Source organism: Streptomyces sp. NPDC055013 (genome assembly GCF_053608645.1).
In genome coordinates, this window is the sequence record NZ_JBSGVW010000024.1 from 106,592 (window position 1) to 122,339 (window position 15,748).

14 protein-coding genes and 1 riboswitch are annotated in these 15,748 nt (G+C 71.6%); of the genes, 5 read left to right on the forward strand and 9 right to left on the reverse strand.

Going from position 1 to position 15,748, the window contains the following annotated elements:
* Position 1: 1 nt before the first annotated feature.
* A riboswitch (ZMP/ZTP riboswitch) is annotated at positions 2 to 104 on the reverse strand.
* 162 nt (positions 105 to 266) lie between these two features.
* A complete protein-coding gene (gene rocD / locus ACWGDB_RS26845; protein WP_453824746.1) occupies positions 267 to 1,481 on the forward strand; it encodes an ornithine--oxo-acid transaminase in 1,215 nt (404 codons plus the stop codon).
* Between the two features lie 24 nt (positions 1,482 to 1,505).
* Here rocD and ACWGDB_RS26850 read toward each other — a convergent pair whose 3' ends face one another.
* The 3 genes from ACWGDB_RS26850 to ACWGDB_RS26860 form a co-directional block, all read right to left on the reverse strand.
* Positions 1,506 to 2,378, reverse strand: coding sequence for an alpha/beta fold hydrolase (locus ACWGDB_RS26850; protein ID WP_453824747.1), 873 nt, complete (start codon positions 2,376 to 2,378; stop codon positions 1,506 to 1,508).
* Between the two features lie 120 nt (positions 2,379 to 2,498).
* A complete protein-coding gene (locus ACWGDB_RS26855) occupies positions 2,499 to 3,701 on the reverse strand; it encodes a glutathionylspermidine synthase family protein (protein ID WP_453824748.1) in 1,203 nt (400 codons plus the stop codon).
* Between the two features lie 16 nt (positions 3,702 to 3,717).
* The gene (locus tag ACWGDB_RS26860; protein ID WP_453824749.1) at positions 3,718 to 4,089 is read right to left on the reverse strand and encodes a hypothetical protein; all 372 of its coding nucleotides are present in this window, start codon (positions 4,087 to 4,089) and stop codon (positions 3,718 to 3,720) included.
* A gap of 123 nt (positions 4,090 to 4,212) precedes the next feature.
* Here ACWGDB_RS26860 and ACWGDB_RS26865 point away from each other — a divergent pair, with 123 nt between their 5' ends.
* Positions 4,213 to 5,079 carry a hypothetical protein gene (locus ACWGDB_RS26865; protein WP_453824750.1) on the forward strand — a complete coding sequence of 289 codons (867 nt, stop codon included), beginning with the start codon at positions 4,213 to 4,215 and terminating at the stop codon, positions 5,077 to 5,079.
* A gap of 49 nt (positions 5,080 to 5,128) precedes the next feature.
* On the opposite strand, the gene pdxR is transcribed toward ACWGDB_RS26865, so the two are convergent.
* Positions 5,129 to 6,637, reverse strand: coding sequence for a MocR-like pyridoxine biosynthesis transcription factor PdxR (gene pdxR, locus ACWGDB_RS26870; RefSeq protein ID WP_453824751.1), 1,509 nt, complete (start codon positions 6,635 to 6,637; stop codon positions 5,129 to 5,131).
* 98 nt (positions 6,638 to 6,735) lie between these two features.
* Between pdxR and ACWGDB_RS26875 the strand changes: the two genes are divergently transcribed.
* The 3 genes from ACWGDB_RS26875 to ACWGDB_RS26885 all read left to right on the forward strand — a co-directional run bounded on the left by ACWGDB_RS26875 (position 6,736) and on the right by ACWGDB_RS26885 (position 8,476).
* Positions 6,736 to 7,239 carry a carboxymuconolactone decarboxylase family protein gene (locus ACWGDB_RS26875; RefSeq protein ID WP_453824786.1) on the forward strand — a complete coding sequence of 168 codons (504 nt, stop codon included), beginning with the start codon at positions 6,736 to 6,738 and terminating at the stop codon, positions 7,237 to 7,239.
* 77 nt (positions 7,240 to 7,316) lie between these two features.
* A complete protein-coding gene (locus ACWGDB_RS26880; protein WP_453824752.1) occupies positions 7,317 to 7,718 on the forward strand; it encodes a carboxymuconolactone decarboxylase family protein in 402 nt (133 codons plus the stop codon).
* 20 nt (positions 7,719 to 7,738) lie between these two features.
* Positions 7,739 to 8,476 (forward strand): isocitrate lyase/PEP mutase family protein, encoded by a 738-nt coding sequence (locus tag ACWGDB_RS26885; protein ID WP_453824787.1) that lies wholly within the window; start codon positions 7,739 to 7,741, stop codon positions 8,474 to 8,476.
* Between the two features lie 3 nt (positions 8,477 to 8,479).
* Here ACWGDB_RS26885 and ACWGDB_RS26890 read toward each other — a convergent pair whose 3' ends face one another.
* The 5 genes from ACWGDB_RS26890 to ACWGDB_RS26910 form a co-directional block, all read right to left on the reverse strand.
* Complete coding sequence (locus ACWGDB_RS26890; RefSeq protein ID WP_453824753.1) at positions 8,480 to 9,460, reverse strand: ABC transporter substrate-binding protein; 981 nt, start codon at positions 9,458 to 9,460, stop codon at positions 8,480 to 8,482.
* A 1-nt stretch (position 9,461) separates the two neighbouring features.
* The gene (locus ACWGDB_RS26895; RefSeq protein WP_453824754.1) at positions 9,462 to 11,411 is read right to left on the reverse strand and encodes an ABC transporter permease; all 1,950 of its coding nucleotides are present in this window, start codon (positions 11,409 to 11,411) and stop codon (positions 9,462 to 9,464) included.
* Positions 11,411 to 12,535 (reverse strand): quaternary amine ABC transporter ATP-binding protein, encoded by a 1,125-nt coding sequence (locus tag ACWGDB_RS26900; protein WP_453824755.1) that lies wholly within the window; start codon positions 12,533 to 12,535, stop codon positions 11,411 to 11,413. The genes ACWGDB_RS26895 and ACWGDB_RS26900 overlap by 1 nt, the downstream gene beginning before the upstream one ends.
* A complete protein-coding gene (locus ACWGDB_RS26905; protein ID WP_453824756.1) occupies positions 12,535 to 14,064 on the reverse strand; it encodes a GMC family oxidoreductase in 1,530 nt (509 codons plus the stop codon). Before ACWGDB_RS26905 ends, ACWGDB_RS26900 begins: the two co-directional genes overlap by 1 nt.
* Before the next feature lie 64 nt (positions 14,065 to 14,128).
* Entirely contained in the window at positions 14,129 to 15,655 is a 1,527-nt protein-coding gene (locus tag ACWGDB_RS26910) for an aldehyde dehydrogenase family protein (RefSeq protein WP_453824757.1), read from the reverse strand.
* Positions 15,656 to 15,748: the final 93 nt, after the last annotated feature.

Genomic DNA, 15,748 nt, shown 5'->3' on the forward strand with positions numbered 1-15,748 from the left:
ACGGTTCGGCCCAGGCGCACGGCACTCGGTACTGGACGACGAGGTCCAGTGGGCCGCTCCCCGATGGTCGGTCCCATCCCAGCGCGCCAGTCACGGCCCGTCGATCAGCCTACCGGGCGCGCCGATGCGGCATGGTCCCGCGTCCGCCATGCGAGCAACGATAGGAAGGGGCCCCAAAGCACTCGAACGGCCAGAAATGGACAGTGGCCACGAGTCTCGTGACTGGCGGAGCGCGAGTCCTCGTGGCGGCGGAAACGGAGAGCCCCGTGAGTACGTCGAGCACCACCGAATCCCTGATCGCCGCGGTCGACGCGCACAGCGCCCACAACTACCACCCGCTGCCGGTCGTGGTGGCGACGGCGGACGGGGCGTGGATGACGGATGTGGAGGGGCGGCGGTATCTGGATCTGCTCGCCGGGTATTCGGCGCTCAACTTCGGGCACGGCAACCGGCGGATCCTGGACGCGGCGAAGGCGCAGCTGGAGCGGGTGACGCTGACGTCGCGGGCGTTTCATCACGACCGGTTCGCTGCGTTCTGCGAGCAGCTCGCCGAGCTGTGCGGGATGGAGATGGTCCTGCCGATGAACACCGGGGCGGAGGCGGTGGAGACGGCGGTGAAGACCGCCCGGAAATGGGGTTACCGGGTCAAGGGAGTGCCTGCGGAGATGGCGAAGGTCGTCGTCGCGGGCAACAACTTCCACGGCCGTACGACGACGATCATCAGCTTCTCCACCGACCTGGAGGCGCGGGCGGACTTCGGGCCGTACACGCCTGGCTTCGAGATCGTGCCGTACGGGGATCTGACGGCGATGCGGGAGGCGTTGACGGAGAACACGGTGGCGGTGCTGCTGGAGCCGATCCAGGGCGAGGCGGGGGTGCTCGTTCCGCCGGCCGGTTATCTGCCGGCGGTGCGGGAGCTGACGCGGGAGCGGAACGTGCTGTTCGTGGCGGACGAGATCCAGTCGGGGCTGGGGCGCACGGGTCGGACGTTCGCGTGCGAGCACGAGGGGGTGGTGCCGGATGTGTATGTGCTCGGGAAGGCGCTCGGGGGCGGGGTCGTGCCGGTGTCGGCGGTGGTGTCGGCGGCCGATGTGCTCGGCGTGTTCCGGCCCGGGGAGCACGGGTCGACGTTCGGCGGGAATCCGCTGGCCTGTGCGGTGGCGCTGGAGGTGATCGCGATGCTGCGGACGGGCGAGTTCCAGGAGCGGGCGGCGCGGCTCGGCGCGCATCTGCATCGGGAGCTGGGCCTGTTGGCCGGGACGGGGCGGGTGACGGCGGTGCGGGGACGCGGGCTGTGGGCGGGGATCGACATCGCCCGGATGTACGGCACGGGGCGGGAGGTGTCGGAGAAGCTGATGGACCGGGGTGTGCTGGTCAAGGACACCCATGGATCGACGATCCGCATCGCGCCACCGCTGGTGATCGGGGAGGAGGATCTGGACTGGGGGCTCGGCCAGTTGCGGGGTGTGCTCGGGATGTGAACCGGCGCCGTCGGCCGGCCGGCGTCAGCTGTGTGCGGTGTGGTCGAGGATCGCGTGGGCGAGGGGCTTGTGGAGCTCGGGCGGGAGGGCGTGGGCCATGCCGGGGAGCTCCACGAGGTTGGCACCGTGGATCGTCTGGGTCAGGTGGTGGGCGTGTGGGAGGGGGTAGACGGGTTCGGCTGGGGCTGAGACGACGAGGGTGGGCACGGTGGACCGGGCGAGCTGCTCGGTGCGGAGCATTCCGGAGGTGTCGGCGCGGGCGTGGGCGTCGCCGGGCCTGTGGTGGCCGGTGTGGGCGATGACCTTGCGTTCCAGGGTGCGGAAGTAGTCGGCGTCGAAGGGGAGTTGGTCGCCGGACAGAGCTCGCCAGTGTTCGACCCGCCGGTCCAGCTCGGCATCCTGGCCCTGGTCCGTCCACGGCTGGGACCACAGTTCGATGATGCGGGGGTCGACGCCCGGGAGTTCCTCCGGCGGGGTGCGGGTGCCGTCCGGGTGAAGGTACGGGGCGTCGCTGAGGGCACCGGTGCCGATCAGGGTCGCACTGCGCAGGCGATCGGGGTGATCGGCGATCAGGAGCTGGGTGAGCATGCCGCCCAGCGACATACCGACGACATGGGCACGTGCGACGCCAAGTCCGTTCAGGACCGCGAGGGCGTCGTCGGCGAGGGTTGTGAGGGGGTAGGGGTGGCTGTCGAATGCCCAGGTGGAGCGGCCGGTGTCGCGGTGGTCGTAGCGGATGACTCGGTGCCGGGCGGCGAGCAGGCCGACCAGCTCGTCCGGCCAGCCGAGGCCGGAGGCCTGTGCGCCCATGATCAGCAGGAGCGGGGGCGCGTCGGGGGCGCCGCGGTCTTCTGCCCAGAGGTGGATGCCGGGTGCTGCGTCGATGACGTGTTCCATGCGACCCCCTTCGAAGTACGAGACGATACGTACCGTATCGCATCATCGCCGATATCGCTGCCGCTGCCGGTCGGTCCTGCCGTTCTCAGGCTCCTGGGTTTGGTGCGCCGGCCGGCACTTTCAGAGGATCACGTGCGGAAGGAAGCGCGCGTACCCGTCCGTGATCAGGCCGGACGACTCGCGGATGCCCAGGCCCGCCGACTCGCCCTCGACGACCCACGCGCCGAGGACGACGTGGTTGCCGTCGAAGGTGGGGAGGGGGGCCAACTGCTGGTAGCAGCACGGCTCTTCGCGGGCGGCCGGGTCGGCGCCGGTGGTGTTCGAGGACGTCGGTTCGTGCACGGTCACCCCGGCGCCCTCCCGGCCCAGCAGGGGCTTGGCGACGTAGCCCGTCGTCCTCGCCAGCTCCCGTGGCCCGTCGAGATGGGCGGGGAGCAGGTTCGGGTGGTCCGGGTAGAGCTCCCAGAGGATGGCGAGGAGGGCCTTGTTGCTGAGGAGCATCTTCCAGGCGGGCTCGATCCACAGCGTCGAGCCGGTGCCGCCGCCGTTGTCGAGGGTGCCGAGGACGTGGTCGGCGAAGCGGTCGGTGGTGAGCCACTCCCAGGGGTAGAGCTTGAAGCAGCTGCGGATGAAGCGCAGTCGGGTGTCGACGAAGCGGCCGGAGAGGTGGTCCCAGCCGATCTCCTCCATGGAGATCCAGCCGGTGTCCAGCCCCGCCTGTTCCGCGGTCTCCTTCAGATAGGCGACGGTCATCATGTCCTCGCCGAGCTCGTCGGCGGAGGAGTACGCGAAGTACAGGGGGCTGCCGGGCGGGAGCAGGGCGGACTGTTTCCTCCAGGCGGCGATGAGGCGTTCGTGGAGGGAGTTCCACTGGTCGGCGCCGGGGAAGCGCTCCTCCATCCAGAACCACTGGGGCGAGGCGGCCTCGACGAGGGACGTGGGGGTGTCGGCGTTGTACTCCAGGAGCTTCGCCGGGCCGGCGCCGTCGTAACGCAGGTCGAAGCGACCGTAGACGGAGGGGAGTTCGGCGCGGCGGTGCCAGGCGTCGGCGACCGCGTGCACGATGCGCGGGTCGGTGATGCCGAGGTCGGCGAAGCGGTTCTCGGCGACGATGTGCTCGGCCGCCGTCAGGCACATGCGGTGGAGTTCCTCGACGACCTCCTCCAGCGCCTCGACCTCCTCCAGGGAGAAGACGTAGTAGGCGCTCTCGTCCCAGTACGGGCGCAGGGAGTTGTCGGGGTGGCGGGTGAGGGGATAGATGAGCCCCTGCTCCTCGACGGTCTGCTGCCAGCCGGGGCGGGGGATGGCCGTGCGGCGCTCCATCGTCTGCGGGTCCTGCTCAGCCGCCGCCGCTGCCCGAGCCCGAGCAGCCGAAGCCGCCGCGGTCGACGGCCTCGCTGCGGCTGAAGGTGCCGTAGTCGGCGCGGCCTCCTGAGACGTCGGCGTCGTAGTACCAGGCGGCGTCCGCGCTGCCGGTCTTCTTCTTGCCGCCCTTGCCACCCTTGCCGCTCTTGCCGTACGAGGTGCTCGACCCCGTGCCGGACTTGCAGTTCTTGTCCGCGACGACCTTGTAGCCCTCGTAGGTGTAGCTGTCGCGGTCGACGCAGCGGCGGTCCGGGTCGGAGCTGCAGGAGGTGAGGGCCGCGGCTATGACTCCCATGCCGCCGAGGACGACGGTGCTGGAGCGCAGCCTGCGTCGTGTTTCCGCCATGTGTGTCTCCCCCGATGGTCCTGCTGCGACTCGTCCGGCGGACAGCCTAGAGATCGTTTCGTACGGGGCTGTCGGGGGGCTGCCCATTCGATGCTCGCCTACAGTCGCTTTGTGCTGTTTGGGATGGTGTGTGCACTGGGTGCGGCGGTCTGTTTCGGTACGGCCACCGTCCTGCAGGCGATTGCCGCGCGGGCGGCGAGTGCGCAGGGCGGCCGGGGTGGCGAGGCGGGGGTGCTGCTGCGGGCGCTTCGGCAGTGGCGGTATCTGGCCGGGCTGGCCTTGGACGGGCTGGGGTTCGTGTTGCAGGTCGTCGCCCTGCGGTCGCTTCCCATCTACGCCGTCGGGGCGGCGTTGGCGTCCAGTCTCGCGGTGACGGCGGTCGTCGCGGCGCGGTTGCTGCGGGTGCGGTTGCGGCGCAGTGAGTGGGCCGCGGTGGGGGTGGTGTGCGCCGGGCTCGCGATGCTGGGGCTCGCTTCGGGGGCGGAGGGGGATGGAGAGGGGTCGGACGCGCTCAGGTTCGCGATGCTCGGGGTGGCTCTGGCGGTGCTGGGGGTCGGGCTGGCCGGTGGGCGGTTGCCGGAGCGGGGGCGGGGGTTGGTGCTGGGGTTGGCCGCGGGGTTCGGGTTCGGGGTGGTGGAGGTGGCGGTGCGGTTGATCGACTCGGTGGCGGTGCCGGAGCTGTTGGCCAACCCGGCCACGTATGCGCTGGTGTTGGGGGGCGGGGCTGCGTTTCTGGCATTGACGTCTGCGTTGCAGCGGGGGTCTGTGACGACTGCGACGGCGGCGTTGGTGATCGGGGAGACGATTGGGCCCGCGCTGGTGGGAGTGGTGTGGCTGGGGGATCGTACGCGGGAGGGGTTGGCCTGGCTGGCGGTGCTGGGGTTCGTGGTGTCGGTGGTGGGGGCGTTGGCGTTGGCGCGGTTCGGGGAGGCGCCGGTTGCCTCCGGCGGGGAGGAGGACGGGGAGGGGCGGGCTCGGGTGGCCGACTGAGTGGGGCCTCGCCCTCGGACGCCGGACGGGCCGGAATGCCCACGCCCCCTCACGGCAACGCCCTCGCCAACGCCTCCAACGCCCCCGCCCACGCATGGTCCGGCGGCGTCCCGTATCCCACGACCAAGGCATCCAGCGGGGGCACCGTGGCCGACTCGTGGCGGTAGGCCGTCAAGCCGTGGAGGGCCAGGCCCTGCCAGGTTGCTGCCTGGGTGACGGACTGTTCCGTGCCGGGTGGGAGGCGGAGGACGGCGTGGAGGCCGGCGGCGATGCCGGTGACCTGGAGGTGGGGGGCGTGGGTGGCGAGGGTGCGGACCAGGGCGTCTCTGCGGCGGCGGTAGCGCAGGCGGGCGGCGCGGACGTGGCGGTCGTAGGCGCCGGAGGTGAGGAACTCCGCCAGGGTCAGCTGGTCCGGGGTGCCGCAGGTGTCCACGCCGCCCTTCGCCTCCGTCACCTCCGCCAGCAAGGCCGGCGGCAACACCATCCAGCCCAGGCGCAGGCCGGGGGCGAGGGACTTGCTGGCCGTGCCGAGGTAGACGACGCGGTCGGGGTCCAGGCCCTGAAGTGCGCCGACGGGCTGGCGGTCGTAGCGGAACTCGCCGTCGTAGTCGTCCTCCAGGACCACACCGCCGGTGCGGCGCGCCCAGTCGACCACGGTCGCCCGGCGGTCGCGGTGCAGGGGCACGCCCATCGGGAACTGGTGGGCGGGGGTGAGGAGGACCGCCCCCTCGTGGCTCAACTGCCCCGGGTTCGTGCCCAGGTCGTCGAAGGGGAGCGGGGTCGTGGACAGGCCCGCCCTCGACAGTTGCCTCCAGTGCGGTGGCAGGCCGTACGACTCCACGGCCACCGTCTTCAGCCCGCGTGCCCGTAGCACGGTGGCGAGCAGGTGCAGGCCGTGTGCGAACCCGGCGCACACGACGATGTGGTCGGGGTCGGCGCGTACGCCGCGGGCTCGGGAGAGGTAGCCGGCGAGGGCGGTGCGCAGCTCGGCACGGCCGCGCGGGTCGCCGTAGCCGAGGGCGTGGTTCGGGGCGGCGAGGAAGGCACGGCGGGCCGCCTTGAGCCACTCCGTGCGGGGGAAGGCGGAGAGGTCGGGGGTGCCGGGGACCAGGTCGTAGGCGGGGCGGGGGCGCTCCGGACGGGGACCCGTGAAGGGGCGGGCGCGGGCGTGAGGTGGGGCGATGGCACGGGGCGCGGTGCCGGCGCCGGGCGTCGTGGCCGCGCCGGATGCCGGTCTGACGCCGGCCGCGGTCGTGGCGCCCGATGCCGTCGCCCCGCCCCCTGACGGGATCACCTCCCGGTCAGCCACCCTCGTGCCCGACCCCTGGCGGGCGGTGAGCCAGCCCTCCGCGACCAGTTCGGCGTAGGCCTCGGCGACCGTGTTGCGGGCGATGCCCAGGTCGGCGGCGAGGGAGCGGGAGGAAGGCAGGCGGGTGCCCGGGGCGAGGCGGCCGGTGCGGACCGCTTCGCGCAGGGCGGCTGTCAGGCCCCGCCGCAGGCCGCCTCCCGCCGGTTCCAGGTGGAGGTCGACGCCCAGAGTGGCCCAAGGTTTCGGCATGGAAGTGGACCATACTCCTGGGCTGCTTCGCTCCTAGGGTCGAGATCATGACCACCACGGACACGACCTCGGCCTCGACCAGTACCTCCACCTCGACTATGACCTCGACCATCGAGTACGCCCCCGAACGCCCCGCCCGGCTGCAGTGGGCCCAGCTCGCCCCCGACGTCTACAAGGCGATGATCCGGCTCGACACCGCCGCCAAGAAGGGCCTCGACCACAGGCTGTACGAGCTGGTGAAGATCCGCGCGTCGCAGATCAACCACTGCGCGTTCTGCGTCGACATGCACAGCAAGGACGCGATCGCGGCGGGCGAGAGCGTCGAGCGGATCGTCCAGCTCAGCGCCTGGGACGAGTCGCGGCACTTCTACACCGAGAAGGAGGTCGCGGCCCTGGAGCTGACCGAGGCGGTGACGGTCCTGACGGACGGCTTCGTGCCGGACGAGGTGTACGAGCGGGCCGCCGAGCACTTCGAGGAGGCCGAGCTGGCTCAGTTGATCTCGGCGATCGCGGTGATCAACGCCTGGAACCGGTTCGGCGTGAGCTTCCGCATGGCCCCCGGCCACCACCAGCCCGCACAGCACGCGGGCGGACACAAGTGACGGCCCGAACGGCCCGAACGGCCCGGTCGGCCCGGTCGGCCCGGACCCGGTCTCTCGACCCAGCGGTCGGGCAGGCCATGTCCGCCCTCAGCGCCACCGCCAGGAAGGGCCTCGGCGACCCCGCGCTCGCCGAACTCGTCGTCATCCGGGCCTCGCAGCTCAACCACTGCGCCTTCTGCCTGGACATGCACCTCACGATCGCCCGCAAGTACGGCGTGAGCGAGCGGCAGCTCGATCTGCTGGCCGCCTGGGAGGAGGCCGAGGACGTCTACGACGAACGGGAGCGGGCCGCGCTCGCGCTGACCGAGGCGGTCACGGTCCTCACGGACGGCTTCGTGCCCGACGATGTGTACGAGCGGGCCGCCGCGCACTTCGACGACTTTGAACTCGCCCATCTCATCGGGCTGATCGTCGCCATCAACAACTGGAACCGGGTGATGGTCGCCCGCCGCATTCCACCAGGGGGATACCCGACGTGACCGAACGACGGACGGAAACCGTGAGCAAGGTCGACGCCTTACGCGCACTGCACCGGCGCCGCTCCCCCGGCGACCCGCTGGTCCTGCCCGGTCCCTGGGACGCCGCCAGCGCCCGCGTCTTCGTCGAGGCGGGGTTCCCGGCGCTCGCCACGCCGAGTGCGGGGGTCGCCGCCTCCCTCGGCCATGAGGACGGGCAGACCCCGGCCGACGAGATGTTCGCGGCGGTCGCGCGGATCGTACGTGCGGTCGACGTGCCGGTGTCGGCGGACATCGAGGGCGGGTACGGGATCGCGCCGAAGGAGCTGGTGGAACGGCTGCTGGAGACCGGGGCCGTGGGGTGCAACCTGGAGGACTCCGAAGGCGGGGTCCTGAAGGATCCGCGCCGGCATGCCGAGTGGCTCGCCGAGGTGCGGCACGCCGCCGCCGACCGGCTCTTCGTCAACGCCAGGATCGACACGTTCATCCGGGCGCGCCAGGACGCCGACCCCAAGCGGGCCGCCGAACAGGCCATCGAGCGCGCCGCCCGGTACGTCGCCGCCGGCGCCGACTGCGTCTATCCGATCGGCGCCCCCGTGGACGTACTGCCACTGCTGCGGTCCGGCATCCAGGGGCCGATCAATGTGCACGGCACCGTGACCGGCGGCCCCTCGCCCGCCGAACTCGGCGAACTCGGGGCCACTCGCATCACGTTCGGGCCGGGGCTCCATCGCACCGCCACTCAGGCGCTGCGCGGCATCGCCGCCGGCCTCACCTCGTGAACGTCAGGACAGCCACGCCTTCCACGTGGACTCGTGGCTGTCCGCCCACTTCTTCGCCGCCTCCTCGGGGGACATCTTCTGGTCGGCGATCATCAGGGAGACCTCGTTCTGGTCCTCGGTCGTCCACTTGAACTTCTTCAGCAGGGCCGCGGCCTCGCCGCCGTTCTTCGAGAAGTCGGCGTTGAGGTACTTCTGCAGCGGGGTGTGCGGATAGGCGCAGGCGACCTTCTCCGGGTCCGCGTCGCAGCCCTCCTTGTACGCCGGCAGCTTCACCTCGGTCATGGGGACCTTCTTGAACAGCCACTGCGGCGTGTACCAGTACGTCAGGAAGGGCTTCTTCTCCTTGGCGAACTGCTTGATCTGGGTGATCTGCGCGGCCTCCGAGCCGGCGAACACGACCTGGTAGTCCAGGTCGAGGTTCTTCACCAGCGCCTTGTCGTTGGTGACGTAGGAGGGCGAGCCGTCCATCAGCTGGCCCTTGCCGCCGCTCTCGGCGGTGCGCATCTGTTCTGCGTACTTGTCGAGGTTCTTCCAGTCGGTGACGTCCGGGTGCTGCTCGGCGAAGTACGTCGGGACGTACCAGCCGATGTGCCCGGTGACCCCGAGGTCGCCGCCGGGCACGATCGTCTTCTTGTCCTTGACGTACCGCTGCTCCTCCTCCGGGTGGCCCCAGTCCTCCAGGAGCGCGTCGACCCGGCCCTGGCTGAGGGCGTCCCAGGCGGGCACCTCGTCGATCTGGACGGTGTCGACGCGGTAGTCGAGCTTCTTCTCCAGCAGGTACCGCACGACGGCCACGTTGGCCTGCGCGCCGACCCAGGACTGGACGGACAGCGTCACGGTCCTGGCGCCCTGCGCGTTGGCGAACGGCGAGGCCTGCTTGGTCATGTCGGCGGCGCCGCAGCCGGTCAGCAGCGCCAGCGAGGACACGCCGGCCACTACGGCAGTCTTACGAGACGCACGGGTACTACGCGTACGAAGTCGCATGTCACGCTCCCTTCTTCGCGCGGCGTTCCGTCGGCTGGGTCACGCGGTCCAGCATCAGGCCCAGGCAGACGATCGCCGCGCCGGCCACCAGACCGGTCGCGAGGTCGCCCTGCGCGAGGCCGAAGACGACGTCGTAGCCGAGCGCGCCACCGCCGACCAGGCCGCCGATGATGACGACGGCGAGGACCAGGACCACGCCCTGGTTGACGGCGAGCAGCAACGCCGGGCGGGCGAGCGGGAGCTGGACCTGCCGCAGCTGCTGGGCCGGGGTCGCGCCGAGTGAGCGGGACGACTCGAGGGCGGCCGGGTCGACCTGGCGCAGGCCCTGGGTGGTGATGCGGACGACGGCGGGCAGCGCGTAGACGACGGCCGCGGCGACCGCGGGTGCGCGGCCGACGCCGAACAGCGCCACCACCGGGATCAGGTACACGAACTGCGGCATCGTCTGGAAGACGTCCAGGACGGGCCGCAGCAGGCGTTCGAAGCGGTCGCTGCGGGCCGCCGCGATGCCGGTCGCGAAGCCCAGGACCAGCGTGACGGCGACGGCCGCGAGGACCTGGGAGAGGGTGTCGAGCGACGGTCCCCACACGCCCAGTACGCCGATCGCGGCCATGGCGAGCACGGCGGTGAGCGCGGTGCGCCAGGTGCCGATCAGCCAGGCGAGGGTGGCGACGATCAGCAGGACGGACCACCAGGGCAGCCACTGCAGGCCGTCGCGCACGGGGTCGAGGACCCAGGTGGTGAAGTGGGCCGCCCAGTCGGCGGTGCCGCCGATGACGGGGACGCCGGAGTAGAGGTGGGCGGTCATCCAGTCGACGGCACGGTTGACCGGCTCGGCGATGTTCAGGGTCCAGGCGTCGGGCCAGTCGAGGCGGCCCAGGAGGCGTCCGGCGACGGCTACGGCGACGGCGGCGACCAGGGCGTACAGCCAGCGTGCCCGGCCGTTCGGCTGGGGCTCGTCGCCGAGGCCCTCCCCGGCCGCTCCGGTCACCCGGTCCAGTACGACGGCGAGGAGCACGATCGGGATGCCGGCCGCGAGCGCCGCGCCGACGTCGACCGAGGCCAGCGCCTGGTACACGCGGTCACCGAGGCCGCCGGCGCCGATGACCGAGGCGATGACCGCCATCGACAGCGCCATCATGATCGTCTGGTTGAGGCCGAGCAGGAGTTCCTTGCGGGCCAGCGGGATGCGGGCGGTGAGCAGGCGCTGCCGTGCGGTGGCGCCCAGCGACTCGACGGCCTCCAAGACCTCCTTGTCGGCGCCGCGCAGGCCGAGTGCGGTGAGGCGGGCCATCGGCGGGGCGGCGTAGACGACGGTGGCCAGGACGGCGGCGGGGACGCCGATGCCGAAGACCAGGACGACGGGGAGCAGGTAGGCGAAGGCCGGGAGCACCTGCATGGTGTCCAGGACGGGGCGCAGGACCCGGTCCATACGGTCGGACAGCCCGGCGGCGAGACCCAGCAGCATGCCCACGACGACCGAGGCGAGGACCGCCACGATCATCAGCGCGAGGGTCTGCATGGTCGGGATCCACATGCCAAGGAACCCGCAGGCCAGGAACGCGGCAGCCGTGCCGGTGGCGAGCCTCGGTCCCGCGACGCGCCAGGCGGTCAGGGACGCGGCGGCCGTGACGCCGGCCCAGCCGGCGGCGAGGAGCACCAGGTACACGGCGCGTACGCAGATCACGACCGCGTTGCTGATGTGGCCGAAGAAGTAGAGGAACAGCGGGTGGCCGTCCCGGTTGTCGATGATCCAGTCGCTGGTTCTGGTGAGCGGCTCGGAGAAGTCGACGGTGAGCGCGGAGGGCCAGGTGCCGCTCGCCCAGCGGGCGTTCGCCAGCGGGACGAGGATCACGGCGACGAGCGCCAGCAGCAGGAGCTTGCGGACGACCGGGCGTTTGAGGATGCCGGGCGCGGTGGCCCTGGGGGCGGCGGCTGTGACGGTGGCCATCAAGCCACCTCCTTACTCTTCTCCACGCCCGCACCCTGCTGCGTCCCGGCCACGACGCCGAGAAGCCGCTCGTGGTCGACGACGCCCAGGCACCGTCCGCCTTCCATGACGCGGGCCGGGGAACCGGTGCGCGCCACGGCCTCGATCGCCTCGGACACCGTGGCGTCCGGCGCGATCGCCGGACCGCTGCCGGTCTCGTCCGCCGACGCGGCCCGCATGGCCGTACGCACGGTCATGACCTGCTCGCGCGGGACGTCCCGGACGAACTCGCGGACGTAGTCGTCGGCCGGGGAGCCCACGATCTCCTCCGGCGTGCCCAGCTGGACGACGCTGCCGTCGCGCATCAGGGCGATGCGGTCGCCGAGCTTCAGGGCCTCGCTGAGGTCATGGGTGATGAAGACCATCGTGCGGCCCTCCTCGCGGTGCAGGCGCACGACCTCCTCCTGCATGTCCCGACGGATCAGCGGGTCCAGCGCACTGAACGGCTCGTCGAAGAGCAGCACCTCCGGGTCCACCGCCAACGCCCGCGCGAGGCCGACGCGCTGGCGCTGCCCCCCGGACAGCTGGCCCGGCCTGCGGTGCTCCATGCCCTCCAGGCCGACCTTGGCCACCACCTCGGCGGCCCGCTCACGGCGCTCCGCCTTGCCGACACCCTGGATCTCCAGGCCGTACGCCACGTTGTCCAGGACAGTGCGGTGCGGCAGCAGGCCGAAGTGCTGGAAGACCATCGCGGCTCGGTGGCGGCGCAGTTCGCGCAGCCGGGTCTTGTCCATGGCGCGGACGTCCTCACCGTCGATGGCTATGGAGCCCGCCGTCGGCTCGATGAGCCGGGTCAGACAGCGCACCAGCGTGGACTTGCCGGAGCCGGACAGGCCCATGACGACGAAGACCTCGCCCTTGCGCACGTCGAAGGACACGTCCCGCACCGCCGCCGTGCAGCCGGTCCGCTCGCGCAGCTCGGCGGGCGCGAGCGAGGCCAGCTCCGGGTCGGCGGGCACGCGGTGCGCCTTCGAGCCGAAGACCTTCCACAGGCCCTCGACGGAGAAGACCGGCGTGTCCTCGGGCGTCGCCGCCTTGGTCGCGGTCGTCGTACTCGTCACGTTCTCGGGCGTCGCAGTACTCATCACGCCTCACTTCCCATCAGGTCGACGGCCTTCTCCCCGACCATGAGCACCCCGATCATCGGGTTCACGGCGGTCATCGTCGGGAAGACGGAGGCGTCGGCGATACGAATTCCGTCCAGGCCGCGGATCCGCAACTGCGGGTCCACCACGGCCATTTCGTCGTCGGCGGCGCCCATACGGCAGGTACCGGCCGGGTGGTACACGGTGTGCGCGACCTTGCGCGCGTACTCGCTCAGCTCCTCGTCGCCCGTGACGTCCGGGCCGGGGCACACCTCGCGCTTGAGCCAGTTCGCCAGCGGTTCGGTCCTGGCGATCTCGCGGGCGATGCGGATGCCGTCGACGAGGGTGCGGGCGTCGTAGTCGTCCTCGTCGGTGAAGTAGCGGAAGTCGAGCGCGGGCTTCACGGACGGGTCGGCGCTGGTGAGGTGGAGCCGGCCGCGGCTCTTCGGCTTGGGGATGTTCGGCGTCATGGACACCCCGAACTCCGGGCGCTCGTAGCCCAGTCGCTGCGGGTTGTCCGTGAACGGGATCTGGTAGAAGTGGAACATCAGGTCCGGGCCCTGGTGTTCGGGGTCGCGGCGGACGAACAGGCCCGCGTCGGAGTCCATCGCGGAGTTGTCCGGGATCGGGCCGTCGGTCTCCCAGACGATCACCGACTCGGGGTGGTCGAGCAGGTTCTCACCGACACCCGGCAGGTCGTGGACCACCGGGATGCCCAGCTCGGTGAGGTCCTCCTTGGGACCGATGCCGGAGTGCATCAGCAGCCGCGGCGAGTCGACGGCGCCGGCGCACAGGACGACCTCGCGGCGGGCGCGGACGAGGAGTTCCTCGCCGTCCTTGGTGCGCACGTGGACGCCCTCGGCGCGGGTGCCGTCGAGCTCCAGCCTGTACGCCCAGGTCTCCAGCAGGATCGTCAGGTTCTCGCGCTCGTCCATCACCGGGTGCAGATACGCCACCGACGCCGACGAGCGCTTGTTGTTCTCGGGGTGGTAGGCGAGGTCGAAGAAGCCGACGCCCTCGGTGAAGGGCTGCTTGTTGAAGCCCTCGACGCGCGGGACGCCGAGCGCGCCCTGGGCGGCGTCGACGAAGTCGCGGGCGATGGCGTTGCGGTCCTTCTCGTCGACGGGGACGACGTTGTTCTTCAGCCGGGCGTAGTACGCCTCCATCGGCACCGCGCCCCAGCCCGTGGCGCCGGCCTCCTCCCACTCGTCCCAGTCGGACGGCAGCGGCTTGAAGGCGATGAGGGTGTTGTGGCTCGAACACCCGCCGAGGACGCGGGCCCGGCTGTGCCGGATGTGCGAGTTGCCGCGTGGCTGCTCGGTGGTCGGGTAGTCGTAGTCCAGCTCGCCGCCGAGCAGACCCATCCAGCGGCGCAGCGTGAGGACGTCGTCGCGGCCGACGTCGCTGGGCCCGCCCTCGATCACGGCGACCGTGACGTCGGGGTTCTCGGTGAGGCGGGAGGCGATGACCGAGCCGGCCGTGCCGCCGCCGATCACGACGTAGTCGTAGACATGGGTGCTCTGGGACATGGTGGGGGTGGCTCCAGGGGGCGTGCGAGGTCTTACGGGGTTGAGGGGAGCGGGGCCGGACCGGTCAGCCGGCGAACCACCGCACCGGCTTCGGCGCGAGGTTCTGGTAGACGTGCTTGCTCTCGCGGTACTCGGCGAGTCCGGCGGGCCCGAGTTCACGGCCCACTCCGCTCTTGCCGAAGCCGCCCCACTCCGCCTGCGGGAGGTAGGGGTGGAAGTCGTTGATCCAGACGGTGCCGTGCCGCAGCCGGCCGGCGACCCGGCGGGCACGTCCCGCGTCGGCGGTCCAGACGGCGCCGGCGAGGCCGTACTCGGTGTCGTTGGCGAGGGCGATCGCCTCGTCCTCGGTGCGGAAGGTCTCGACGGTGAGGACCGGGCCGAAGACCTCCTCGCGCACGACCCGCATCTCGCGGTGGCAGTGGTCGAGGACGGTCGGCTCGTAGAAGTAGCCGTTCGCCGGGCGCTCCGGAGACGGCTCGGGCCGCCTGCCGCCGGAGCGCAGCACCGCGCCCTCCTTGAGCGCGGAGTCGACGTACGCCTCGACCTTGGCGCGCTGCTGCTCGGAGACGAGCGGTCCGCACTCGACACCGTCGGCGGTGCCGCGGCCGAGCCGGATCCGGCCTGCCCGGCGGGCGAGTTCGGCGACGAAGCGGTCCCTGACGGACTCCTCGATGATGAGGCGGCCGCCGGCCGAGCAGACCTGGCCGCTGTGGATGAAGGCGGCGTTGAGGGCCTGGTCGACGGCGGTGTCGAAGGCCGCGTCGGTGGCGCAGGCGTCGGCGAAGACGACGTTGGGGTTCTTGCCGCCGAGTTCGAGGGCGACCTTCTTGACGGAGGGCGCCGCGGCCTGGGCCACCTTCGTGCCGCTGACCAGGCCGCCGGTGAAGGAGACGAGGTCGACGTCGGGGTGCTCCGCGAGCCGGGCGCCGACGGAGTGGCCGGGCCCGGTCACGATGTTGGCGACCCCGGCCGGCAGGCCCGCCTCGACGAGCAGCTCGATCAGGGCGATGGTCGTCAGCGGGGTGATCTCGCTGGGCTTGACGACGAAGGTGTTCCCGGCGGCGAGGGCCGGCGCGATCTTCCAACTCGCCTGGAGGAGGGGGTAGTTCCAGGGGGTGATCAGCGCACAGACACCGACCGGCTCATGGACGACGACGCTGTGCAGGTCGGGCGAGCCCGCGTCGACGACCCGGCCCGGGGCCTCGGCGGCGACGAGGTCGGCGAAGTAGCGGAAGGCGTCGGCGACGCAGTCGATGTCGACCCGACCCTCCTCGACGGTCTTGCCGGCGTCGCGGCTCTCCAGCAGGCCGAGCTTCTCGCGGTCGCGCGTCAGCAGGTCGGCGACGCGGCGCAGCAGGGCGGAGCGCTCGGCGACGGGCGTGCGCGGCCACTCCCCCTGGCCGCCGTCGAAGGCACGGTGGGCTGCCGCCACCGCCAGATCGGTGTCCTTCTCGTCGCCCTCGGCGACCACGGCGAACGGCGTGGCGTCCGCGGGGTCGAGGATCTCGCGCGTGGCGCCGGAGACGGCCGCCCGCCACTCTCCTCCTATGTGGAGGGTGCCGCGCGCCTGGAGTTCCGTACTGTCCGCCATGATCGGTGTTGCCTTCCGTTCCTGTTCAGAGCCCCTGTGTCACACACGTGTCACTCACGGGACCGAGTGCGCCTGCCCCCGACCTCCGAATGC